The sequence below is a fragment of the Streptomyces sp. NPDC012508 genome, from assembly GCF_042902595.1.
Classification (GTDB): domain Bacteria; phylum Actinomycetota; class Actinomycetes; order Streptomycetales; family Streptomycetaceae; genus Streptomyces.
Genome location: NZ_JBIBEO010000005.1, coordinates 75,953 through 97,603 on the forward strand (window position 1 = coordinate 75,953; position 21,651 = coordinate 97,603).

Here is a 21,651-nt window from a genome sequence, read left to right on the forward strand (position 1 = left end):
GGAAGATGTGCCAGAGTTGCCACGTCCGGGCTGTGAGCACGTACGGTACGGCCACACAGGCGCGACAGCCGGGGACGAGTCGGGGACCGCCGGGGACACCGGGAAGGGGCAGCGGGTTGACCACGCACGCACCACAGACGGCGCAGTCCGTGACGCTGCCCGCCTCGCTCGACGAGGCCGTGGCGGCACTCACCGCCATGCCCGCCGCCGTACCGGTCGCGGGCGGCACGGACCTCATGGCCGCCGTCAACAAGGGCCAGCTCAGGCCCGCCGGCCTGGTCGGCCTCGGCCGCATCAACGAGATCCGCGGCTGGCAGTACCAGGACGGCCACGCCCTCCTCGGCGCCGGTCTCACCCACGCCCGGATGGGGCGCCCCGACTTCGCGGCCCTCATCCCCGCCCTCGCCGCCGCCGCGCGCGCCGCCGGGCCGCCCCAGATCCGTAACGCGGGCACGCTCGGCGGCAACGTGGTCACCGCGGCCCCCACGGGCGACTCCCTGCCCGTCCTGGCGGCCCTGGAGGCCGACCTCGTCGTCATGGGCCCGCTCGGCACGCGCGAGATCCCCGTCTCCCATCTGCTGGCGGGCCGCGACCTGCTGGCCCCCGGCGAGCTGGTCGCGTTCGTCCGCGTACCCCTCCTGCACGCCCCGCAGGTCTTCCTCAAGGCGACCGGTCGCACCGGCCCGGCGCGCGCCACCGCGTCCGTCGCGGTCGTCCTCGACCCGGCGAGGCGCGGCGTGCGCTGCGCGGTCGGCGCGATCGCGCCGATGCCGCTGCGGCCGCTGGAGGCGGAGCACTGGATCGCCTCGCTGGTCGACTGGGACGGCGACCGGGGGCTCGCCCCGGAGGCGCTGACGGCGTTCGGCGAGTACGTGGCGGCCGCCTGTATCCCGGACCCGCCGGGCGACGAGCAGCTGCCACCGGCCGTACTGCACCTGCGGCGCACGGTCGCCGCGCTGGCTCGACGGGCACTGGGGAGGGCGCTGTCGTGAGCGACGAACCGAACGGGAACGCGAGCGGGGGCGGCTGGGAGCCGATCCCGCAGAGCGAGGGGTACGACAACGACGCCACGGCGTTCGTGCAGCTGCCGCCCGAGTTCATGCTGGACGGCGTCCCGCTGGAGGCGCCGGGCCACGGCTACGTCCCGCCGATGATCGTGCCGCTGACGCCGCTCACCCCGGCCGCGGGGACGGACCCGGCGGCGACGGGCCAGTGGGTCGTGCAGGTGCCGACGGCCGCGGAGACGACGGCTCCGGAGGCGCCGGAGCAGCCCGTGGACCCGCACGCGACGGGGCAGTGGGCCTTCACGGAGCACACCGCGGAGCCCGATCCGCACGCGACCGGCCAGTGGAACTTCGCCGGGGCGGCCGAGACGCCGGACGCGTCCTCGACCGGGCAGTGGACGATCCCTGTGGTGACGGACGGTTCGGACACGTCGGACGAATCCGGCGAGTACACCACGTCGATGCTGGCGCAGTACGCGAGCAGCGCGCCGGCGACCCTGCCGGGGGGCGCTCCGGCGCCCTGGGCGGTCCAGGAGCCCGCCGCCGAGGCCGCGGAGGCCGCGGAGGCGGACAAGGCCGGCCCGGCCGCTCCCGAGGAGCTCGAGGCGCTCTCGGGCGGCCTGGAGGCCCCTGGGGCTCATGGTGCTCCTGAGGCTCACAGTGGCTCTGGGGCTCACGGTGACCCTGAGGCTCACGGTGCCCCCGAGGCTCATGGTGCCCCCGAGGCCCAGGAGATGCCCGAGGCCTCTCCCGTCGCCGACGTCCCGGTCGTCTCCACGGGCAACAGCGCGGACAGCGACGAGCACCCGCACATCTCGTACGTCCTGCGTGTGAACGGCGCCGACCGTCCCGTGACGGAGTCCTGGATCGGCGAGTCGCTGCTCTACGTCCTGCGCGAGCGGCTCGGCCTGGCCGGCGCCAAGGACGGCTGCTCGCAGGGCGAGTGCGGCGCGTGCAACGTCCAGGTCGACGGCCGGCTCGTCGCCTCCTGCCTGGTGCCCGCGGCGACGGCCGCCGGCAGCGAGGTGCGTACGGTCGAGGGCCTGGCGACCGACGGCGAACCGTCCGACGTCCAGCGCGCCCTCGCCCGCTGCGGGGCCGTCCAGTGCGGCTTCTGCGTACCGGGCATGGCCATGACCGTGCACGACCTGCTGGAGGGGAACCACGCTCCGACCGAGCTGGAGACCCGCCAGGCGCTCTGCGGCAACCTCTGCCGGTGCTCGGGCTACCGGGGCGTGCTCGACGCCGTACGGGAGGTCGTCGCCGAGCGCGACGCCCAGGCGGCCGCCACGGCCGACGAAGCACGCATCCCGCACCAGATTCCGCACCCGCACGACGGAGGCACGGCGTGAGCAGCGACGCGACCACCGCCACCACACCCGCGGCGCCCGCGACGGCGCTCGACGTCGAGCAGGAGCCCATGGCCCACGGCCTGGGCACCTCCCTCCCGTCGGCCGACGCCCGCGCCAAGACCGAGGGCACCTTCCCGTACGCCTCCGACCTGTGGGCCGAAGGCCTGCTGTGGGCGGGGATCCTGCGCTCGCCGCACCCGCACGCCCGGATCGTCTCGATCGACACGACGGCGGCCGCCGACATGCCCGGCGTCCGGGCCGTGGTGACCCACGCCGACCTGCCCGGGGACGCGACGTACGGCAGGACCGTCGCCGACCGTCCCGTCTTCGCGTCCGACCTGGTCCGTCACCACGGCGAGGCGATCGCGGCCGTGGCCGCGGACCATCCGGACACGGCCCGGCTCGCGGCGGCGGCGATCGCCGTCGAGTACGAGGTCCTGGAGCCGGTCACGGACCCGGAGAAGGCCTTCGCGGCGGAACCGCTGCACCCGGACGGCAACCTCATCCGCCACATCCCGCTGCGGTTCGGCGACGCGGAGGCGGCGGGCGAGGTCGTGGTCGAGGGCCTGTACCGGATCGGCCGCCAGGACCCGGCCCCCATCGGAGCGGAGGCCGGCCTCGCCGTGCCGCGCCCCGACGGCGGGGTCGAGATCTACACGGCCTCCACCGACCCGCACACCGACCGGGACCTGGCGGCGGCCTGCTTCGGGCTCGCGCCGGACCAGGTCAAGGTGGTCGTGACCGGCGTCCCGGGGGCGACGGGCGACCGTGACGACCCGGGCTTCCAGATCCCGCTGGGCCTGCTGGCGCTCCGCACCGGCTGCCCGGTCAAGCTCACCGCCACGCGCGAGGAGTCCTTCCTCGGCCACGCCCACCGTCACCCGACGCTGCTGCGCTACCGCCACCACGCGGACGCGGAGGGCCGGTTGGTGAAGGTGGAGGCGCAGATCCTGCTGGACGCGGGCGCCTACGCCGACGCGTCCTCGGAGTCGCTCGCCGCCGCCGTGGCCTTCGCCTGCGGCCCGTACGTCGTCCCGCACGCCTTCATCGAGGGCTGGGCGGTCCGTACGAACAACCCGCCCTCCGGCCATGTGCGGGGCGAGGGCGCGATGCAGGTGTGCGCGGCGTACGAGGCACAGATGGACAAGCTGGCGGCGAAGCTGGGCGTGGACCCGGTCGACGTACGGCTGCGCAACGTCCTGGCCACCGGGGACATCCTCCCGACGGGCCAGACGGTGACCTGCCCGGCCCCGGTGGCGGAACTCCTGACGGCAGTCCGTGACTTCCCCCTCCCCTCCCTCCCGATGGACACTCCGGAGGAGGACTGGCTGCTGCCGGGCGGCCCGGAGGGCGCGGGCGAACCGGGCGCGGTGCGCCGGGGCGTCGGCTACGCGCTCGGCATGGTGCACATGCTCGGCGCGGAGGGCGCGGACGAGGTCTCGACGGCGACGGTGAAGGTCCAGGACGGCGTGGCCACGGTCATCTGCTCTGCCGTGGACACGGGTTCGGGCTTCTCGACGCTGGCGCGCCAGATCGTCCAGGAGACGCTGGGCCTGGAGGAGGTCCACGTCGCCTCGGTCGACACGGACCAGCCGCCGGCGGGCCCGGCGACGCACGGCCGTCACACGTGGGTGTCGGGCGGGGCGGTGGAGCGCGCGGCGAAGATGGTCCGTACGCAGCTGCTACAGCCCCTGGCGCACAAGTTCGGCATGTCGACGGAGCTGCTCCAGATCACGGACGGCAAGATCACGTCGTACGACGGCGTCCTGTCGACCACGGTCACGGAGGCGATGGACGGCAAGGAGCTCTGGGCGACCGCCCAGTGCCGCCCCCACCCGACCGAGCCCCTGGACGACTCGGGCCAGGGCGACGCCTTCGTGGGCCTCGCCTTCTGCGCGATCCGCGCGGTCGTGGACGTCGACATCGAGCTGGGCTCGGTCCGCGTGGTGGAGATGGCCGTCGCCCAGGACGTCGGCCGCGTCCTCAACCCGGCGCAGCTGGCCACCCGTATCGAGGCGGGCGTCACCCAGGGCGTCGGAGCGGCCCTCACGGAGAACCTCCGCACGGCCCGCGGCCTGCTCCGCCACCCGGACCTGACGGGCTACGCGCTCCCGACGGCCCTGGACGCCCCGGACGTCCGCATCGTGAAGCTCGTCGAGGAACGCGACGTGGTGGCCCCGTTCGGCGCGAAGGCGGCGAGCGCGGTCCCGGTGGTCACCTCCCCGGCGGCGGTGGCCTCGGCGGTCCGCGCGGCGACGGGCCGCCCGGTCAACCGCCTCCCGATCCGCCCCCAGGCGGCGGTGGGCGCGGTCACGACGTAGCCCCTCGCTCCCCATCCGGGGGCGGCGGGGCCCGCGGTCAGTCCGTGACCGGGCCCTCCGTCCGGCGTCGGCCGCCGAGCAGGGACAGGATCAGGATCGACGTGCGGGTGATCAGGGCCGCGAGGAGGATCGTGCCGAGGCCGTCCACGCCGATCATGCCGCTCTCGCTGCCCAGCCAGGACAGCAGCCACCAGATCAGGGCGTCCTGGATGAAGCCTGCCGCCGCGAAGGCCAGCAGAGGGAGGGCGGGGACGGGCTCCGAGGGGCCGATGTAGATCAGCTGGGTGAGAACGGCGATCACCAGGCCGGCCAGGACCGCGGAGAGCATCGCGTCCGCGGTGTCCTCGCCCAGGGTGATGCCCGGCAGCACCGCGCCGGAGGCGACGGCCCCGACGAGCGCGCCCAGCCTGCGTCTCGCACCGATGTCAGTCATGGGCGGACTCTGGCACACCCCCGACGGGTTGTGAAGATCGTGTGGACGCACCGCACGGCACCGAACGGGATGCCGGACCGAGCAGCTACAGGTACGGGGTCACGGGGCAGTGGTCATGACCCGGTGACCCGGTGACCGTCCCAGGAGGACCCCTGATGCGCAGAGTGACCTATTCGATGGGCGTCTCACTCGACGGCTACATCGTCGGGCCGGACGGCGACTTCGACTGGACGGAACCCGGCGACGACGTCTTCCGCTTCTGGATCGATGAGATTCGGGGGGTCGGCGTCCACCTGCTGGGGCGGCGGCTGTACGAGACGATGCTCTACTGGGAGACCGCCGACCAGGATCCGTCGCTCGACGACGCGATGCGCGAGTGGATCTCGCTCTGGAATCCGCTCCCCAAGGTGGTGTTCTCCACCACTTTGTCGACGGTGCAGGGCCATGCCCGCCTGGCTTCCGGCAGCGTGGCGGAGGAGATCGAGCGGTTGCGGGCCGAGCCGGGGGAGGGCGACATCGCGATCGGCGGCGCGACTCTCGCCGCCGAGGCGGCTGCGTCCGGTCTGATCGACGAGTACCAGGCCATGGTCTACCCGGTGTTGGTCGGCGGAGGCATCCCGTTCTTTCCCCGGCACGAGCGCCGGGTGGATCTCGAACTCGTCGACACCCGTACCTTCAGCTCGCGAGTCGTCTACCTCCGCTACCGCGTCGCGCGTTAGCCGGCGCGTCCGCCCGGCCCGGAGGCGCGGACCGGGGAGCCGCAGGCCGCCTAACGCCTGTGGCTCTCGCTGAACCACAGGTCGGCGGATGGTGATGATGGAGGCCGTGGCGGGAATTGAACCCGCGTAACTCGCTTTGCAGGCGAGCCCCTGAACCACTCGGGCACACGGCCGTGTTGAGCACGTGTACGAACCTAGGGCGGGCGCCGGTGGGGCTCAAGGGATTCCCGGGCGCCGCAACACGACTGCCATACCGCGTTCACGGGCGCCCCGTCGGGCGGTCCGCCGGCCCCGTCGGCCGGTCGGGCGGCCCGTCGGGCGGTCCGGCGGTCGGGCAGCCCGGCGGCTCGTCGGCCGTCGGGCGGTCGTACGACCAAGGGACCAGGCCGGACCCTCCTCCGGACAGGGTCCATTCCGCGTTACGCCCCTTACGCTGGGTGCATGAGCGCCCTCGAACCCCGCGACGCCGACTCCGGCGTCGCGTCGACCACCGCAACCGCCGTCCCCTCCCCGGGCGGCGGTTCCGTGCTCGACCGCGAACACCGGGCGCTCAGTATCGGCATCGTCTCCGTCGTGCTGCTCATCGCCTTCGAGGCGACCGCCGTCGGGACGGCCATGCCGGTCGCGGCGCGCGAGCTCAACGGGATCCCGCTCTACGCCTTCGCCTTCTCCGCCTACTTCACCACCAGCCTCTTCGCCATGGTCCTCTCCGGGCAGTGGTCCGACCGCAACGGGCCCCTCGCCCCGCTCACCGTCGGCATCAGCGCCTTCGCCGCCGGGCTGCTGCTCTCCGGGACCGCCGGCACGATGTGGCTCTTCATCGTCGGGCGGGCCGTCCAGGGGCTCGGCGGAGGGCTGGTGATCGTCGCGCTGTACGTCATCGTCAGCCGCGCGTACTCGGAGCAGCTACGCCCCGCGATCATGGCCGCCTTCGCGGCGAGCTGGGTCATCCCGTCCGTCGTCGGACCGCTCGCCTCCGGGACGATCACCGAGCACCTGGGCTGGCGCTGGGTCTTCGTGGGGATCCCCGCTCTCGTCGTCTTCCCCCTCGCGCTCGCCCTCCCCGCCATCCGCCGCACCGCCTCCGGTCCCGCCGACCCGGCCGCGCCCCTCCCGCCGTACAACCGGCGGCGGATCCGGCTCGCGCTCGGCATCTCGGCCGGCGCGGGGCTGCTCCAGTACGCCGGTCAGGAGCTGCGGTGGCTCTCGCTCCTCCCCGCGGCGGCGGGCACGGCCCTGCTCGTGCCGGCCGTGCTCGGGCTGCTGCCGCGCGGGACCTACCGGGCGGCGCGCGGGCTGCCGTCCGTGGTGCTGCTGCGGGGGATCGCGGCGGGTTCCTTCATCGCCGCCGAGTCCTTCGTACCGCTCATGCTGGTCACCCAGCGGGGCATGAGCCCCACGCTCGCGGGGCTGTCGCTCGCGGTCGGCGGGGCGACGTGGGCGCTCGGGTCGTGGATCCAGTCGCGGCCCTGGACGGAGCCGTACCGCGAACGCCTCGTCGTGGTCGGGATGCTGCTCGTCGCGGCGGCGATCGGCACGGCGCCGACCGTCCTGATCGAGTCGGTCCCGGTGTGGGTGGTGGCGGTCGCGTGGGGATACGGGTGCCTGGGCATGGGCATGGTGATCGCCTCCACGAGCGTGCTGCTCCTGAAACTCTCCGCTCCGGAGGAGGCGGGCGCGAACTCGGCGGCGCTGCAGATCTCGGACGGCCTGTCGAACGTGCTGCTGCTGGCCGTGGGCGGCGCGGCGTTCGCGGCGCTCGGCGGGGGAGCGGTGGGGCATGCAGCCGCCTCCGCCGAGGGCGCGAGCTCGCACCCCGCGGCCTTCGCGGCGGTGTTCCTCCCGATGGCGGGGGTGGCCCTGGTGGGGGCGTGGGTCGCTACGCGGCTGGGGCGCGAGAAGTCGGTCGCCCCGGCGGCGGGCACACCCCTCGCCTGAGCCCGTGATCCGCCCGCCCCTCACCGTCACCCTTCCCGTCGACGACGATCTCGCCGACCTGGCCGATGCCCGAGGCGTCGGCGTCGAGGAGCTCGCCGCCGAGGCCCTTCGCCGCCACGTGTCCACGGAGGCCGCCCTCGTACGGCGGACCGCCCTGCGGCTGGCCCTACGTCACGCGCCCCTGCTGCGGAGGCTCGGCGAATGAGCAGCCGCTTCCTCACACTCGCCGAGGTGACCGAGATCGCCGGGATCGCCTTCGGCGGCGACGGCGCGCCCGAACTCCGGGCGCCCGGGCTGCTGGAGTCCGCCGTGCACCGGCCCCGGGCGCGGATGTTCGGGCAGAGCGCCTACGGCGACGTCTACGAGCAGGCCGCCGCCCTGCTGCACGCCGTCGCCGCCAACCACCCCTTCGTCGACGGGAACAAACGCGCGGCCTGGCTCTCGGCCGCAGTCTTCCTCGGGATCAACGGAGTCGATCTCGCCGGGGCGGACCAGGAGCAGGCGTATGCGCTGGTCATCGATGTGGCGGGCGGTGAGGTGGAGGAGATCTCGGCTGTCGCGGAGCGTTTGCGGGGGCTGTGAGGACCGTCTCATGGGCCCCCGCCACGGCCTCGCCCAGGCCGGGTCGCCGTGGCCGCACCGGTAAGGTGGCCCGGTTGTCATATCTGGACGAGCGTCGAACCGGAGACCGTGACTACCACCGCCACCTCCTCCCACCATCTCTCTCCCGCCTTCCCCGGGCGGGCCCCCTGGGGCACCGCGAACAAGCTGCGAGCCTGGCAGCAGGGCGCCATGGAGAAGTACATCCAGGAGCAGCCCCGCGACTTCCTCGCGGTCGCGACGCCCGGCGCCGGAAAGACCACCTTCGCGCTGACCCTCGCGTCCTGGCTGCTGCACCACCACGTCGTGCAGCAGGTCACGGTCGTCGCCCCCACCGAGCACCTGAAGAAGCAGTGGGCGGCGGCCGCCGCGCGGATAGGGATCAAGCTCGACCCCGACTACAGCGCCGGGCCGCTCAGCAAGGAGTACCACGGCGTCGCCATCACCTATGCCGGTGTCGGCGTGCGCCCCATGCTCCACCGCAACCGCTGCGAGCAGCGCAAGACCCTCGTCATCCTCGACGAGATCCACCACGCCGGTGACTCCAAGTCCTGGGGCGAGGCCTGCCTGGAGGCGTTCGACCCGGCGACCCGGCGCCTCGCCCTGACCGGTACGCCCTTCCGGTCCGACACCAACCCCATCCCCTTCGTCACGTACGAGGAGGGGAACGACGGCATCCGCCGGTCGTCAGCCGACTACACCTACGGCTACGGCAACGCCCTCGGCGACGGCGTCGTGCGGCCCGTCATCTTCCTCTCCTACAGCGGCAACATGCGGTGGCGCACCAAGGCCGGCGACGAGATCGCCGCCCGCCTCGGCGAGCCCATGACCAAGGACGCCGTCTCCCAGGCCTGGCGCACCGCCCTCGACCCGCGCGGCGACTGGATGCCGAACGTCCTGCGCGCCGCCGACCAGCGCCTCACCGAGGTCCGTAAGGGCATCCCCGACGCCGGCGGGCTCGTCATCGCCTCCGACCAGGACTCCGCCCGCGCCTACGCCAAGCTCATCCGCGAGATCACCGGCACCAAGGCCACGGTCGTCCTCTCCGACGAAGCCGCCGCCTCCAAGCGGATCGACGAGTTCAGCGAGAACAACGAACGCTGGATGGTCGCCGTCCGCATGGTGTCCGAGGGCGTCGACGTCCCACGCCTCGCGGTCGGCGTGTACGCGACGACCATCTCGACCCCCCTCTTCTTCGCCCAGGCCGTCGGACGTTTCGTACGTTCGCGCAGGCGCGGCGAGACCGCTTCCGTGTTCCTTCCCACCATCCCCAACCTCCTCGGCTTCGCCAACGAGATGGAGGTCGAGCGCGACCACGTCCTCGACAAGCCGAAGAAGGACGGCGAGGAGGACCCGTACGCCGAGTCCGAGAAGGAGATGGCGGAGGCCGAGAAGCAGCAGGACGAGGACACCGGCGAGCAGGACATGCTGCCCTTCGAGGCGCTGGAGTCCGACGCCGTCTTCGACCGTGTGCTCTACGACGGCGCCGAGTTCGGCATGCAGGCCCACCCGGGCAGCGAGGAGGAGCAGGACTACCTCGGCATCCCCGGGCTCCTGGAGCCCGACCAGGTTCAGCTGCTCCTCCAGAAGCGGCAGGCGCGCCAGATCGCGCACAGCCGCAAGAAGCCGGACACCGAGGCCGATCTGCTGGAGCTTCCTGCCGAGCGGCGGCCCGTCGTTTCGCACAAGGAGCTGCTCGAGTTGAGGAAGCAGCTCAACACGATGGTCGGCGCGTACGTCCACCAGAGCGGCAAGCCCCATGGCGTGGTCCACACCGAGCTGCGGCGGGTGTGCGGCGGTCCGCCGAGCGCGGAGGCGACCGCAGGGCAGATCCGCGAGCGGATCAAGAAGGTCCAGGAGTGGGCCACCCGGATGCGGTGAGCGGGAAGGCGGGCGGGTCCGTATTCCCTTGGCGGGGCCGTACACCCGTGAGCGGGAGGCTCCACGGACCGTGAGCGGATGGGTCCGTACACCGGTGAGGGGAGGGCCTTGCCCCGGTGAGCGGAGGGTCCCTGCACCGGTGAGCGGAGGGTCCCTGCACCGGTGAGCGGACGGCCCGTGCACCGCTCAGAACGGGCCGCGCACCGCTGAGCGGACAGATCCGCGCACCGCTGCGGGCCGGTCCGCGCACCGCTCAGCGGACAGCCTCGCGCCCTCTCGTCGGCCGAACCGCTGTGACCGGCCGACTTCCGTCTCGGACCGACTGGATCCAGCCGCACGCGCCCGGATTCTGGACGAGGTCTTCCGCTGAGCGGAGTGGCTCGCTACTGTCCCCGCAATGCAAACGCCCCGTGGCAGCGCCGCCGCGGAGCGCAGCCGGTGCGCATGGCCTGCCGGCGGCCTCTGACGTGCGTCGCCGCGGGACCGGCGCCGCTGCTCTCGTTTGAAGGTCCGCCGTCACTCACTCCGAAGGAGAGGGCGTCGTGACCGCGGAAACCTCCCAGACGCTCGACCGGGGCCTCAGGGTCCTCAAACTGCTCGCCGACACCGACCACGGCCTGACCGTCACCGAGTTGTCCAACCGACTCGGGGTCAACAGGACCGTCGTCTACCGTCTGCTCGCCACACTCGAACAGCACGCGCTCGTACGCCGGGACCTGGGCGGTCGCGCCCGGGTGGGACTCGGCGTGCTGCGGCTGGGCCGCCAGGTCCATCCGCTCGTACGGGAAGCGGCGCTGCCCGCGCTGCGCTCCCTCGCCGAGGACATAGGCGCGACCGCCCACCTCACCCTCGTGGACGGGGCGGAGGCGCTGGCGGTCGCCGTCGTCGAACCGACCTGGACCGACTACCACGTGGCCTACCGGGCCGGGTTCCGGCACCCGCTGGACCGGGGCGCGGCCGGCCGCGCCATCCTCGCGGCCCGGCAGGGCAGCCTGATCGAGCCCGGGTTCACGCTGACCCACGGCGAGCTGGAGGCGGGCGCGAGCGGCGCGGCGGCCCCGCTGGTCGGCATCACGGGCATCGAGGGCAGCGTGGGCGTCGTGATGCTCGCGGACGCGGTCCCGGAACGGGTGGGGCCGAGGGTGGTCGACGCGGCGCGGGAGGTCGCCGACGCCTTGCGCTAGGACGCCCGGCCGGCCTGGGGCGGCACGCCCCCGTCAAAGGCGCCGGACTCCGGGCGTTGTGCCCGCCTGCCCCGCCCCCGGGGCCACCCCCGGACGGAGTTCGGGGGTGGGACGTACGCCCACAACGGGGCCGAGAAGCAGGTCGCCCAACGCCGTCCTCCGGTGTTCCACCGCTCTGCCCGCCCTCGTCGTCGTGACCAGCCCCGCCCCGCGCAGCGCCGACGCGTGGGACGAGGCCGTCGCGTTGCTGATGCCCAGACGGCGGGCCAGGGATGTCGTCGTGTGCGGAGTGGTCAGGGCGCGGAGGAGGTCGAGGCGGGTCCGGCCCAGGACCGCCGCCAGGGACTCTTCCGTACCGGGTGCCAGGTCCGGGGTGAGCGGCAGGCCCGGGCCCGCCGCGTACGTCACGACCACCGGTCGGTCCGGCAGGTCCTGGACGAGCGGCCGGCCGGTCCAGTGGAAGGTCGGCAGCAGGACGAGACCGCGCCCGGCCGGCCGGATCTCCCGCTCGGCCGCCGCCGAGTCGGGCGCCGCCCACTCCCAGACGCCGTCCCGCAGCCGTGTGCCGGGGACCAGGGCCTGCAGGGCCGCGCCGATGCCGTGTTCGGCGACCGTCAGGGCGTGGCGGGTGAACTCCGCACGGTGCAGGTCCTGCACCAGCGGCCACACCGGTGCCGCGACCGTCTCGAACGCCGCCTGCTGGGCGCGGCGCAGCACGCGCCTCGCGCCCTTCTCGCCCGCGTGGAGCTCGCGGATCCACCGCGGGGCCCGCCGCCCGGCGTAGATCCGCTCCAGCTCCGACCGCACCAGCCCCGCCGGGGCCGCCTCCACCAGGTCCAGGCCCTCCGCGGGCGTCTCGCCGAGCACGTCGAGGAAGCGCGGGGGATCGCCCGCCGGGACGAGGTCCGCGAGCGGTGCCACGGCGTCCGGCAGGGACCCCAGCACCCGTCGGCGCCAGCGTCCGTGGAGCAGCTCGCCGCCGCCGACGAGCAGCATCATGAAGGCCGCGTTCAGCTCCGCCAGCGGGGCGGGCCGGGCGGCGAACCGTACCCGGGCGATGTCCTCCGCCGTGAATCGGACCCGCATCGAAACCGCCCCCGTTCCGCTCGCCGCGCAAGCCTTTCGATCACAGCCTCAACCATCGTCCGGAGCAACGCCCCGACGCCAGCCTGTGCCCATGACATCTGCCCACATGACCCGACGGACCGTCACCACAGCGGGCCTCGCCGCCGCGCTCGCCCTCACGCCGAGGGCGGCCGCCCGCGCCTCCGCGGCTCCCGCCTCCGCCGCTCCCGCCTCCGCCGCTCCCGCCTCCAGTGCCCTGCGACTGCCCGCGCCCACCGGCCCGTACCGGATCGGCGCCACCGTCCTTCACCTCGTGGACCCCTCCCGCAACGACCCCTGGGTGCCCGCGATCGGCGTACGCGAGGTCATGGTCACCGTCCTCCACCCCGCCCGTACCGTCCGCGGATATCCACGCGCACCGCAGCTCACCCCCGGCGCGGCCGGGCTCTTCACCTTCCTCGCACCCGAGATCCACGGGCTGCCCGCGGCCGGCGTCGACTGGGCTGCCACCCTCACGCACTCCCACACCGGCGCGCCCGTCCTCCCCGGCCACTGGCCCGTACTGCTCTACAGCCCCGGGGGCGGCGAGGCCCGCACCATGGGCACGTACCTCGCCGAGGAGCTGGCGAGTCACGGCTGGGTCGTCGTCACCGTCGACCACCCGGGGGACGCGAGTCAGGTGGAGTTCCCCACCGAGCGGCCGGGCCGCGACCTGGTGCGCCCGACCGTCTTCTTCCGCCCGCCCGACGCCGAGCAGTTCCGCACGATGATCGACACCCGGCTCGCCGACCTCCGTCTCGTCCTCGACCGCCTCGAAGCCCTGGAAGGCCCCCTCGGTCGCGCGCTCGACCTCGGGCGGGTCGGGGTCTACGGGCATTCCGCCGGCGGCACCGCCGCCGCTCAGGCTCTGTACGACGACCGGCGGATCGCCGCCGCCGTGAACCTGGAGGGGTATCTGGACCAGGTCGACGGCGCGCTCTTCCCGGTGGCCCGGAACGGCGTCGACCGGCCGTTGCTCCTGCTCGGCACCGACGGTTTCCGTGACGCCCGGATCGACCGCTCCTGGGGCGCGATGCTCGCCCACCCCGGGGGCCGCACCCGGCGACGGCAGCTCGACGACGCCGCGCACCAGGTGTTCACCGACTACGCGGCCCTCGTGCCCCAGCTCCGGTGCGCCGGGCTGATGACCGCCGCCGACCGGGTCCGGCTGGTCGGTGCGATCGGGCCGGGGGCTGCCGTGCGTGCCGTGCGTCACCAGGTGCGGGGGTTCTTCGGCCGTCGGGTGCCGGTGGGCGCCCAGTAGATTGGGTGCGTGCTCACCAGTCTCACGCGTAACCGTGCGCTCGCCCTCTGCGCCCTGCCCGTCGCCGCGCTCTTCGCCGCCGTCGGGCTCGCGCCGCTGCCGTACGCGATCGCCTCGCCCGGTTCGACGGCCGATGTGCTCGGGGCCGTCGACGGGCGTCAGGTGATCACGATCAGCGGGGCGCCCGTCCGGGACACCGAGGGCAAGCTGCTGATGACGACGATCGTGGCCACCGGGCCGAGCGTCGACAACGACTTCGCCGACATCGCCGACGCCTGGTTCCGTACCGACCAGGCCGTGCTGCCGCGCGACTCCGTCTACCCGCCGGGCAAGTCGGACGATGAGGTGGAGAAGCACAACCTCGGGCAGATGAAGGAGTCGCAGGACGCCGCCACCCTGGCCGCTCTCGACTATCTGAAGCTCGACCCGAAGGACGTCGAGGTCACGCTCCACCTCGCCGACGTCGGCGGGCCGAGCGCCGGGTTCCTGTTCTCCCTCGGGATCGTCGACAAGCTCGCCGGTGACGGCGCCGACGGCGACCTCACCGGCGGCAGGACCGTCGCCGGTACGGGCACGATCGAGCCGGACGGCACGGTCGGCGCCGTCGGCGGGGTGTCGCTCAAGACCCAGGCCGCCGCGCGGGACGGGGCGAGCGTCTTCCTCGTACCGGAGGCGGAGTGCTCCGACGCGCAGGCCGAGCTGCCGAAGGGGATGCGGCTGATCCCCGTCGAGACGCTCACCGACGCCGTGGCGTCGCTCCGGGCGCTGGAGCAGGGGCAGGACGCGAAGGTTCCGAGCTGCTGAGGTCCTTCGGGGCGGGGTCCATCTCGCGCCAGGCGGGGAAGACCACCGGGGCGAGCGTGGCCAGGAGGTAGACCCCGCCGAGCGCGAGCAGCGCGGTCACCAGGCCGGTCCGCTCGACGAGCAGGCCGGCGGCGAGACCGCCGAGCGGGGTGGCCAGAAGCACCCCGGCCGTGGTCACGCCGGAGACCCGGCTGCGCAGCCGGTCCGGGATGATCTCGTACAGCACCGTCGTCAGGATCGGGTTGAGTACGCCGGCCCCCAGCCCTCCCACCGCCATGGTGACGAGCAGCGGCGCCGTGGTGTCGGTGAAGGCGGCCACCGCGTACGGCGGCGCGCCGCAGAGCACGAAGCCGGCCGTGAGGGCGGCCCGGCGCGGGAAGCGGTGGCCGAACGTCCCGTAGAGCAGCGCTCCGAGCAGTGCCGCGCCGCCGAAGACGGCGACGAGCAGGCCGAGGGCCGCCGAGCCGCCGAGATTCTCCCGGGCGTGGACCGGCAGCAGGACCGAACTCCAGCCCTGGCTGAGGCCGTTGGTGGCCATCACCATCACGACGACACCGAGCAGCAGCCGGGAGCGGAGCACGAAGGTGTACCCCTCGCGCAGCTCGGCCCGGTAGCCGGACAGCGAGAAGGGTGCCGGGTCGGGCAGGGGCGCGGCGGCCGGCACGCCCCGCAGGCCGATGAGGATCAGCAGGGCGGAGAGCCCGAAGGTGGCGGAGTCGAGCAGCAGCACGGTGTCCGCGCCGAGTACGGCGATCAGGACGCCGGCGAGGGCGGCTCCGGCCATCCGGGCGCCGCGCGAGACGGCGTCGAAGAGGCTCGCGGCGCGGGACAGGGGAGTCCCCGCGAGGCGGGCGAGGTCGGGGACGAGGACGGAGCGGGCGGTCTCGCCGGGCGCGTGGAAGAGGCCGGTCACGGCCATCAGCGCGCACAGCATCCAGAACTCCAGCACGCCCGCGCGGTGCAGGAGCGGGATCGCGGCCATCGCGAGGGCGCAGACGAGGTCGGAGGCGACGCTGATCCGGCGGCGCCCGATCCGGTCGATGACCGGGCCGCCGACGATCGCGGAGACGACGACGGGCAGGGCCGCGCAGAACGCGACCAGGCCCGCCTTGCCGGGGCTGCCCGTGGTGTCGAGCGCGAACCACGGGACGCCGATGAGGGTGAGCGCGTTGCCGGTGATGGAGATGGCGTTGGCGGCCAGGACGGTGGCCAGTGGAGCACGTCCCCCCGGGGTGCTCATACGGCCAGTGTGACCCGTCGGGCGGTGGCGGGCGCGGCCGGAACGGCGAGGCGCAGGCCCAACGCGACCAGTGCCCAGCCCAGTCGGAAGCGGACCGGGGTGCGGGGGAGGGAGTCGGCGGCGGCACGGCGGAGTTCGGCCGCGTCGAGATGGTGGAGCTGGAGGTGGATGTCGGGGTGCATGGCTTCGTGATCCCTTCTCAGTTCTCGTACTGGGGGAACGCGTGCAGGTGCATCCGTACGCGGGCGGCGCCCGGTGCGTCGGGGTCGGCTTCTTCGCTGTAGGAGTTGATCAACTCATGGATCTTGGCGTTGAGTTCGCGCAGCCGCTCGGGCGGTACGCGCAGGCTGAAGTCGCTCATGTCGGAGGCGCCGAGCCAGCTCTCGTCCCATTGGTGCCGGTTTCCGAGGTAGGTGTTCAGCTCCTGGGTGTGGATGGTCGCGATCTCGTGGAGATAGACCTCCACCGCGCCCTGCACCTCGGGGTCCTCGTTCCGGTACAGCGACTCGTCGAAGCTCGTGCCCTGCTGGGACGCCTTCCACCACCGCTCCCGGCCCTTGCCCCGCGTCGGGTCGTCCTCGACGAAGCCGTGCGCGGCGAGCTGGCGGAGGTGGTAGCTGGTCGCCCCGCTGGACTCGCCGAGCCGCTCGCCCAGTTGGGAGGCGGTGGCGGGGCCGTGGTGGCGCAGGGCGCGCAGCAGCTGGATCCGGAGCGGGTGGGCGAGCCCGCGGAGTGAGCGCGGGTCGAGTGTGCGGCTCTGGGGCTTCTCGGGCTCGGGCATGGCACGAGCATAGAGTTGCAAAGGAATGCTTGCAAGCAGTTCTTTGCAACTACTTCTTTGGAACTCGGGACGGTGCCGTGGGGGGCTACGCGGGGCCGTCCTCCGCCGCCTGTTCCACCAGCGGGATGACCCGGAGCGGTACGGGGTTCTCCATCACGATCGCCGTGGACGCCCGCACGATCCCCTCGAAGCCGACGACCCGGTCGATCACCCGCTGGAGGTCGGCGTTGGAGCGGGCCACCAGCCGGCAGAGCATGTCGCCGTGGCCCGTCGTCGTGTGCAGTTCCAGCACCTCGGGCACGGTCGCCAGATGCTCCCGTACGTCCGGCCCCTGCCCCTGCTTGATCTCGAGCGTCGCGAAGGCGGTCACCGGGTAGCCGAGCGCCGCCGGGTCGACCTGCGGGCCGAAGCCGCGGATCACCCCGTTCGCCTGAAGGCGGTCCAGGCGCGCCTGCACCGTGCCGCGCGCCACGCCCAGCCGGCGCGAGGCCTCGAGCACTCCGATCCGCGGCTCTCGCGCGAGCAGCACGATCAGCCGGCCGTCCAGATGATCGATCGCCACAGCGGCCTCCTCATGGTCATCCTGTACAAGTCTTCCGGCCATACTGACCCGCGGCTGTACACATTGCCCAGCCGCCCGGCGAACTATTGCGCAGCTTGCCAATCGGCGGGACTCTGCCGCTATGACTGAGACCATCGATCACACCCCTTCCACGGCGCGGCAGGCCGATCCCTTCCCCGTGAAGGGCATGGACGCGGTCGTCTTCGCCGTCGGCAACGCCAAGCAGGCCGCGCACTACTACTCCACGGCCTTCGGCATGAAGCTCGTCGCCTACTCCGGACCGGAGAACGGCAGCCGCGAGACCGCCAGCTACGTCCTGACGAACGGCGCCGCCCGCTTCGTGTTCACCTCCGTCATCAAGGCCTCCACGGACTGGGGCCGCTTCCTCGCCGAGCACGTCGCCGAGCACGGTGACGGCGTCGTCGACCTGGCGATCGAGGTGCCCGACGCGCGCGCCGCGTACGCCTACGCCGTCGAGCACGGCGCGACCGGCATCACCGAGCCGTACGAGGTGAAGGACGAGAACGGCACCGTCGTCCTCGCCGCCATCGCGACGTACGGCCAGACCCGCCACACCCTCGTCGAGCGCTCCGGCTACGACGGCCCCTACCTGCCTGGCTTCGTCTCCGCGAACCCGATCGTCGAGCCGCCGGCCAAGCGCACCTTCCAGGCCATCGACCACTGCGTCGGCAACGTCGAGCTCGGCAAGATGAACGACTGGGTCGGCTTCTACAACAAGGTCATGGGCTTCACGAACATGAAGGAGTTCGTGGGCGACGACATCGCGACCGAGTACTCGGCCCTGATGTCGAAGGTCGTCGCGGACGGCACCCTCAAGGTGAAGTTCCCGATCAACGAGCCGGCGATCGCGAAGAAGAAGTCGCAGATCGACGAGTACCTGGAGTTCTACGGCGGCGCGGGCGTCCAGCACATCGCGCTGGCCACCAACGACATCGTCGCGACGGTCCGCTCCATGCGCGCGGCCGGTGTCCAGTTCCTCGACACCCCCGACTCGTACTACGACACGCTCGGCGAGTGGGCCGGCGAGACCCGCGTGCCCGTCGAGACCCTGCGCGAGCTGAAGATCCTCGTCGACCGCGACGAGGACGGCTACCTGCTGCAGATCTTCACCAAGCCGGTCCAGGACCGTCCGACCGTCTTCTTCGAGATGATCGAGCGGCACGGCTCCATGGGCTTCGGCAAGGGCAACTTCAAGGCCCTGTTCGAGGCGATCGAGCGCGAGCAGGAGAAGCGCGGCAACCTGTAGTCCGCGAAGACCGACGGGCCCGGGCGGGTGTCTGCCCCGGGCCCGTCACCGCGAGAAAGCTCCCCGGCGACGCCCGGGGCCGGCCGGCGCCGGGCACGCCACGGCGCCCGCGGGGTTGGCGCCGACGCGCGCCCGGCGCGGGTCCGTGTGGTCCGGCTGGCGCGGTGGCGCCGCAGCGGGCCCGTGTCGGCATTCGTCCCGCTGCGGCGGTGGGGGTCCGTTGTCCACGACCCCGGTGGGTACGGGCTATCTGGATTGCGGTTCTTCGGCCGGGTTCGAGGCCGCAGCAGCCGCAGGCGCTTCCGGTGCTTCCGGCGACTTCGGCGCTTCCGGCGACTTCGGCGCCGCCGGTCGCAGTTCCTCCGGGAGTTCGTCCGGCGGGTCGCCCAGCTCCCGCACCGACTGCCGGGCCTTCGGGGCGAGCAGCGGCGAGAAGTCCGGGTTGATCCGCAGCGCCTCCGCCAGATGGCGGCGGGCCGGCCCGTACTTCCCCACGGCCCGCTCGATCTCGCCCCGGTGGTACGAGAAGAGCGCGCTGCGCAGCCCCTCGTCCGTCGCCCTCTTCGCGTACTCCAGCGCCTCCTTCGGCTCCCCGGCCCGGAAGAGCGCCCATCCCAGCGCGTCCGCCACCTGCACCGACCGGTGCCCGCGCGCCCATTCGGCCTTCAACAGCCGCACCGCCGCCGGGTCGCCGTGGTCCGCCTCGAAGAGACCGAGGACGACCTCCCCGCCGACCCAGGACCTCGACCGCAGCAGCTCGTACTGCGCGTGCGCCTCACCGTCCAGGCCCAGCGACTCGTAGAGCTCGCCCGCCTCCAGGACGTACTCCGGCCGAGGCAGCCGCGCGAGCGCCGCCTGGTAGTCGAGCATCGCCTCGTCCGTACGGTCCAGCGCCGCGAGCGCCCGCGCCCGCCCCGCCAGCGACGGACCGTGATCCCGTACGAGACGCAACGCCGACCCGTACTGCGTCACCGCCTCCTGCGGCTCGCCCCGCTCCCACGCCAGATCCCCGAGCCGCGCGTACGCCGCCGCCTTCTCCGCGCCGGTCTCCGCCCGCAACACCGCGTCGTGCGCCGCGGCCGCCGCGTCCTCGCGCCAGCCCCGGTTGCGGTACCCCTGCGCCACCCGCGTGCTCACCGCCGCGCCCGAGTGCAGCTTCTCCAGCGAGGCCAGGGCCTGCTGGGCGGCCTTGTAGTCGCCGAGCCCGTTGTACGCGTCGATCAGCACCGGGTACACCGGCCAGCGCTTGGGGGACTTCTCGCGGACCGCCTCGCCCCAGGTCCGCGCCGTCCTCCAGTCGCCCCGCGCGTTGGCCAGGGCGCCGAGCCCCAGCTGCGCGTCCAGGTTCCCGCGCGCGGCCGGCCGTACCTCCAGCGAGCGCTTCAGGGCACGCTCGGCCCGCGGGTAGTACCTGGCGTCGCCGAGCCGCGTACCCCGCTCGGTGTACGCCGCCCCGAGCACGGCCCAGGACTCCTCGTCCTCCGGATGCTTCCTCAGCCACTTCTCACGGTCGCCGATCAGCGCTCCCAGGTCGGTCAGCGAGGCCTGCGCCCCCGCGTTCGCCGCGAGCACCGCGCGCTCCGCGGGGCCGGGGGCCGCCGGTTTCCCGTCGCCGAACAGACCGGGTGCGAGATCGGGGGCGTACAGCAGCGCCGTCGCCGCGAGCACCGCACCCACCCCCGCGGCCAGGACCGCCCTCGACACGTTCTCCGTCTTCATGCCGCTCACTGTGCGCCTGTACGAAGAGCACACGAAGCGCCCACTCCGGCGGGTTCACACCGATGGCCCCGGGTGCCAGGCTGGACGCATGGACGATCTTCTGACGCGGCTCCACCACGAGCTGCGCGCGGGCCTTCCCGCCGAGGCGCTGATCACCGACCCCGACGTCAGCGCCTCCTACGCGAACGACATGGCGAGCTTCTGCCCGGCCGGTACCCCCGCGGCCGTCGTGCTCCCGCGCACCGTCGAGCAGGTCCAGCACGTGATGCGCACCGCGACCGCACTGCGCGTCCCGGTCGTCCCGCAGGGCGCCCGCACCGGTCTGTCCGGCGCCGCCAACGCCTCCGAGGGCTGCATCGTGCTGTCCCTGGTCAAGATGGACCGGATCCTGGAGATCAACCCGGTCGACCGGATCGCCGTCGTGGAACCCGGCGTGGTCAACGCCGTGCTGTCCCGCGCCGTCAACGAGCACGGTCTGTACTACCCGCCGGACCCCTCCAGCTGGGAGATGTGCACCATCGGCGGCAACATCGGCACCGCGTCCGGCGGTCTGTGCTGTGTGAAGTACGGGGTGACGGCGGAGTACGTCCTCGGCCTGGACGTCGTCCTCGCCGACGGGCGGCTGCTCTCCACCGGCCGGCGCACCGCCAAGGGCGTCGCCGGATATGACCTGACCCGGCTCTTCGTCGGCTCGGAGGGCAGTCTCGGCATCATCGTCGGCGCGACCCTCGCGCTCCGCCCGCAGCCGCCGCAGCAGCTCGCGCTGGCCGCCGAGTTCCCCTCTTCGGCGGCCGCCTGCGAGGCCGTCTGCGCGATCATGGAGCGCGGGCATACGCCGTCTCTGCTGGAGCTGATGGACGGCACCACCATCCGCGCCGTCAACAAGCTGGCGAACATGGGGCTGCCCAACACCACCGAGGCGCTGCTCCTGTGTGCGTTCGACACCCCGGACCCCGCGGCCGATCTGGCGGCCGTCGGCGAGCTGTGCGCGGCGGCCGGGGCCACCGAGGTCGTACCGGCGGAGGACGCGGCCGAGTCCGAACTCCTCCTCCAGGCCCGGCGGCTCTCCCTGACGGCCCTGGAGACGATCAAGTCCGCGACGATGATCGACGACGTCTGCGTGCCGCGCACGAAGCTGGCCGCGATGCTCGACGGCACGGCCGCCATCGCCGAGAAGTACGACCTGACCATCGGCGTCTGCGCGCACGCGGGCGACGGCAACACCCACCCCGTCGTCTGCTTCGACCAGGCGGACGAGGACGAGTCGCGGCGGGCGCGGGAGTCCTTCGACGAGATCATGGCGCTCGGTCTGGAGCTGGGCGGCACGATCACCGGCGAGCACGGCGTGGGCACCCTGAAGAAGGAGTGGCTGGCACGGGAGTTGGGGCCGGTGGGGGTGGAGATGCAGCGGGGCATCAAGCGGACCTTCGACCCGCTCGGGATCCTGAACCCCGGAAAGCTGTTCTGACCTCGTCGCC

The 21,651-nt window shown here is 73.2% G+C and carries 20 protein-coding genes and 1 tRNA gene; 13 read left to right on the forward strand and 8 right to left on the reverse strand.

The window, feature by feature from the left end; translation table 11 throughout:
- Positions 1-116 precede the first annotated feature (116 nt).
- Genes ACFY8U_RS17890 through ACFY8U_RS17900 form a run of 3 tightly spaced genes read left to right on the forward strand, consistent with a single transcriptional unit; the run spans position 117 to position 4,677 of the window.
- Complete coding sequence (locus tag ACFY8U_RS17890) at positions 117-992, forward strand: FAD binding domain-containing protein (RefSeq protein ID WP_352187423.1); 876 nt, start codon at positions 117-119, stop codon at positions 990-992.
- Positions 989-2,356, forward strand: a complete 1,368-nt coding sequence (locus tag ACFY8U_RS17895) for a 2Fe-2S iron-sulfur cluster-binding protein (RefSeq protein ID WP_389571056.1) — start codon at positions 989-991, stop codon at positions 2,354-2,356. The genes ACFY8U_RS17890 and ACFY8U_RS17895 overlap by 4 nt, the downstream gene beginning before the upstream one ends.
- The gene (locus ACFY8U_RS17900; RefSeq protein WP_389571058.1) at positions 2,353-4,677 is read left to right on the forward strand and encodes a xanthine dehydrogenase family protein molybdopterin-binding subunit; all 2,325 of its coding nucleotides are present in this window, start codon (positions 2,353-2,355) and stop codon (positions 4,675-4,677) included. Before ACFY8U_RS17895 ends, ACFY8U_RS17900 begins: the two co-directional genes overlap by 4 nt.
- A gap of 37 nt (positions 4,678-4,714) precedes the next feature.
- Here the strand turns inward: ACFY8U_RS17900 and ACFY8U_RS17905 are convergent, their stop codons facing one another.
- Positions 4,715-5,110, reverse strand: coding sequence for a hypothetical protein (locus tag ACFY8U_RS17905; RefSeq protein WP_389571060.1), 396 nt, complete (start codon positions 5,108-5,110; stop codon positions 4,715-4,717).
- A 155-nt stretch (positions 5,111-5,265) separates the two neighbouring features.
- Between ACFY8U_RS17905 and ACFY8U_RS17910 the strand changes: the two genes are divergently transcribed.
- Complete coding sequence (locus ACFY8U_RS17910) at positions 5,266-5,829, forward strand: dihydrofolate reductase family protein (RefSeq protein ID WP_389571063.1); 564 nt, start codon at positions 5,266-5,268, stop codon at positions 5,827-5,829.
- Positions 5,830-5,927: 98 nt separating this feature from the next.
- On the opposite strand, the gene ACFY8U_RS17915 is transcribed toward ACFY8U_RS17910, so the two are convergent.
- Positions 5,928-6,002: transfer RNA gene (locus ACFY8U_RS17915), tRNA-Cys, on the reverse strand.
- Positions 6,003-6,270: 268 nt separating this feature from the next.
- Between ACFY8U_RS17915 and ACFY8U_RS17920 the strand changes: the two genes are divergently transcribed.
- The 5 genes from ACFY8U_RS17920 to ACFY8U_RS17940 all read left to right on the forward strand — a co-directional run bounded on the left by ACFY8U_RS17920 (position 6,271) and on the right by ACFY8U_RS17940 (position 11,432).
- Positions 6,271-7,767: an MFS transporter gene (locus ACFY8U_RS17920; RefSeq protein ID WP_389571065.1), complete on the forward strand. Its 1,497-nt coding sequence runs from the start codon at positions 6,271-6,273 to the stop codon at positions 7,765-7,767.
- A gap of 4 nt (positions 7,768-7,771) precedes the next feature.
- Entirely contained in the window at positions 7,772-7,972 is a 201-nt protein-coding gene (locus ACFY8U_RS17925; protein ID WP_389571067.1) for a hypothetical protein, read from the forward strand.
- The gene (locus tag ACFY8U_RS17930; RefSeq protein WP_389571070.1) at positions 7,969-8,349 is read left to right on the forward strand and encodes a type II toxin-antitoxin system death-on-curing family toxin; all 381 of its coding nucleotides are present in this window, start codon (positions 7,969-7,971) and stop codon (positions 8,347-8,349) included. Before ACFY8U_RS17925 ends, ACFY8U_RS17930 begins: the two co-directional genes overlap by 4 nt.
- A gap of 108 nt (positions 8,350-8,457) precedes the next feature.
- Positions 8,458-10,248: a DEAD/DEAH box helicase gene (locus ACFY8U_RS17935; RefSeq protein ID WP_389571071.1), complete on the forward strand. Its 1,791-nt coding sequence runs from the start codon at positions 8,458-8,460 to the stop codon at positions 10,246-10,248.
- A 542-nt stretch (positions 10,249-10,790) separates the two neighbouring features.
- A complete protein-coding gene (locus tag ACFY8U_RS17940; protein WP_260229619.1) occupies positions 10,791-11,432 on the forward strand; it encodes an IclR family transcriptional regulator in 642 nt (213 codons plus the stop codon).
- A gap of 33 nt (positions 11,433-11,465) precedes the next feature.
- On the opposite strand, the gene ACFY8U_RS17945 is transcribed toward ACFY8U_RS17940, so the two are convergent.
- Positions 11,466-12,518, reverse strand: coding sequence for a winged helix-turn-helix domain-containing protein (locus tag ACFY8U_RS17945; RefSeq protein ID WP_389571074.1), 1,053 nt, complete (start codon positions 12,516-12,518; stop codon positions 11,466-11,468).
- A 91-nt stretch (positions 12,519-12,609) separates the two neighbouring features.
- On the opposite strand from ACFY8U_RS17945, the gene ACFY8U_RS17950 reads away from it, so the two are divergent.
- Together ACFY8U_RS17950 and ACFY8U_RS17955 are read left to right on the forward strand one after the other, a co-directional pair.
- Positions 12,610-13,800, forward strand: a complete 1,191-nt coding sequence (locus ACFY8U_RS17950; protein WP_389571077.1) for an alpha/beta hydrolase family protein — start codon at positions 12,610-12,612, stop codon at positions 13,798-13,800.
- Positions 13,801-13,809: 9 nt separating this feature from the next.
- Positions 13,810-14,604, forward strand: a complete 795-nt coding sequence (locus ACFY8U_RS17955; protein WP_389571080.1) for a S16 family serine protease — start codon at positions 13,810-13,812, stop codon at positions 14,602-14,604.
- On the opposite strand, the gene ACFY8U_RS17960 is transcribed toward ACFY8U_RS17955, so the two are convergent.
- From ACFY8U_RS17960 to ACFY8U_RS17975, 4 genes are all read right to left on the reverse strand, one after another.
- A complete protein-coding gene (locus ACFY8U_RS17960) occupies positions 14,537-15,844 on the reverse strand; it encodes an MFS transporter (RefSeq protein WP_389571082.1) in 1,308 nt (435 codons plus the stop codon). The two genes, ACFY8U_RS17955 and ACFY8U_RS17960, sit on opposite strands and share 68 nt — an antisense overlap.
- Positions 15,841-16,026: a hypothetical protein gene (locus ACFY8U_RS17965; protein ID WP_389571085.1), complete on the reverse strand. Its 186-nt coding sequence runs from the start codon at positions 16,024-16,026 to the stop codon at positions 15,841-15,843. The genes ACFY8U_RS17960 and ACFY8U_RS17965 overlap by 4 nt, the downstream gene beginning before the upstream one ends.
- Positions 16,027-16,043: 17 nt before the next feature.
- Positions 16,044-16,625: an ArsR/SmtB family transcription factor gene (locus tag ACFY8U_RS17970; RefSeq protein WP_389571088.1), complete on the reverse strand. Its 582-nt coding sequence runs from the start codon at positions 16,623-16,625 to the stop codon at positions 16,044-16,046.
- 85 nt (positions 16,626-16,710) lie between these two features.
- Positions 16,711-17,187 carry an Lrp/AsnC family transcriptional regulator gene (locus tag ACFY8U_RS17975; protein WP_361439470.1) on the reverse strand — a complete coding sequence of 159 codons (477 nt, stop codon included), beginning with the start codon at positions 17,185-17,187 and terminating at the stop codon, positions 16,711-16,713.
- A gap of 121 nt (positions 17,188-17,308) precedes the next feature.
- Here ACFY8U_RS17975 and hppD point away from each other — a divergent pair, with 121 nt between their 5' ends.
- Positions 17,309-18,454, forward strand: a complete 1,146-nt coding sequence (hppD, locus tag ACFY8U_RS17980) for a 4-hydroxyphenylpyruvate dioxygenase (protein ID WP_361603203.1) — start codon at positions 17,309-17,311, stop codon at positions 18,452-18,454.
- A 246-nt stretch (positions 18,455-18,700) separates the two neighbouring features.
- Here hppD and ACFY8U_RS17985 read toward each other — a convergent pair whose 3' ends face one another.
- Positions 18,701-20,173, reverse strand: a complete 1,473-nt coding sequence (locus ACFY8U_RS17985) for a tetratricopeptide repeat protein (protein WP_389571092.1) — start codon at positions 20,171-20,173, stop codon at positions 18,701-18,703.
- Between the two features lie 88 nt (positions 20,174-20,261).
- Here ACFY8U_RS17985 and ACFY8U_RS17990 point away from each other — a divergent pair, with 88 nt between their 5' ends.
- Positions 20,262-21,641, forward strand: coding sequence for an FAD-linked oxidase C-terminal domain-containing protein (locus tag ACFY8U_RS17990; RefSeq protein WP_361760412.1), 1,380 nt, complete (start codon positions 20,262-20,264; stop codon positions 21,639-21,641).
- Positions 21,642-21,651 lie beyond the last annotated feature (10 nt).

Coding starts and splice junctions, on each gene's coding strand:
- ACFY8U_RS17905 (WP_389571060.1), bottom strand. CDS start 5,110: ATGACTGACATCGGTGCGAGACGCAGGCTGGGCGCGCTCGTCGGGGCC.
- ACFY8U_RS17950 (WP_389571077.1), top strand. CDS start 12,610: ATGACATCTGCCCACATGACCCGACGGACCGTCACCACAGCGGGCCTC.
- ACFY8U_RS17970 (WP_389571088.1), bottom strand. CDS start 16,625: ATGCCCGAGCCCGAGAAGCCCCAGAGCCGCACACTCGACCCGCGCTCA.
- hppD (WP_361603203.1), top strand. CDS start 17,309: ATGACTGAGACCATCGATCACACCCCTTCCACGGCGCGGCAGGCCGAT.
- ACFY8U_RS17945 (WP_389571074.1), bottom strand. CDS start 12,518: ATGCGGGTCCGATTCACGGCGGAGGACATCGCCCGGGTACGGTTCGCC.
- ACFY8U_RS17960 (WP_389571082.1), bottom strand. CDS start 15,844: ATGAGCACCCCGGGGGGACGTGCTCCACTGGCCACCGTCCTGGCCGCC.
- ACFY8U_RS17920 (WP_389571065.1), top strand. CDS start 6,271: ATGAGCGCCCTCGAACCCCGCGACGCCGACTCCGGCGTCGCGTCGACC.
- ACFY8U_RS17985 (WP_389571092.1), bottom strand. CDS start 20,173: ATGAAGACGGAGAACGTGTCGAGGGCGGTCCTGGCCGCGGGGGTGGGT.
- ACFY8U_RS17910 (WP_389571063.1), top strand. CDS start 5,266: ATGCGCAGAGTGACCTATTCGATGGGCGTCTCACTCGACGGCTACATC.
- ACFY8U_RS17965 (WP_389571085.1), bottom strand. CDS start 16,026: ATGCACCCCGACATCCACCTCCAGCTCCACCATCTCGACGCGGCCGAA.
- ACFY8U_RS17990 (WP_361760412.1), top strand. CDS start 20,262: ATGGACGATCTTCTGACGCGGCTCCACCACGAGCTGCGCGCGGGCCTT.
- ACFY8U_RS17930 (WP_389571070.1), top strand. CDS start 7,969: ATGAGCAGCCGCTTCCTCACACTCGCCGAGGTGACCGAGATCGCCGGG.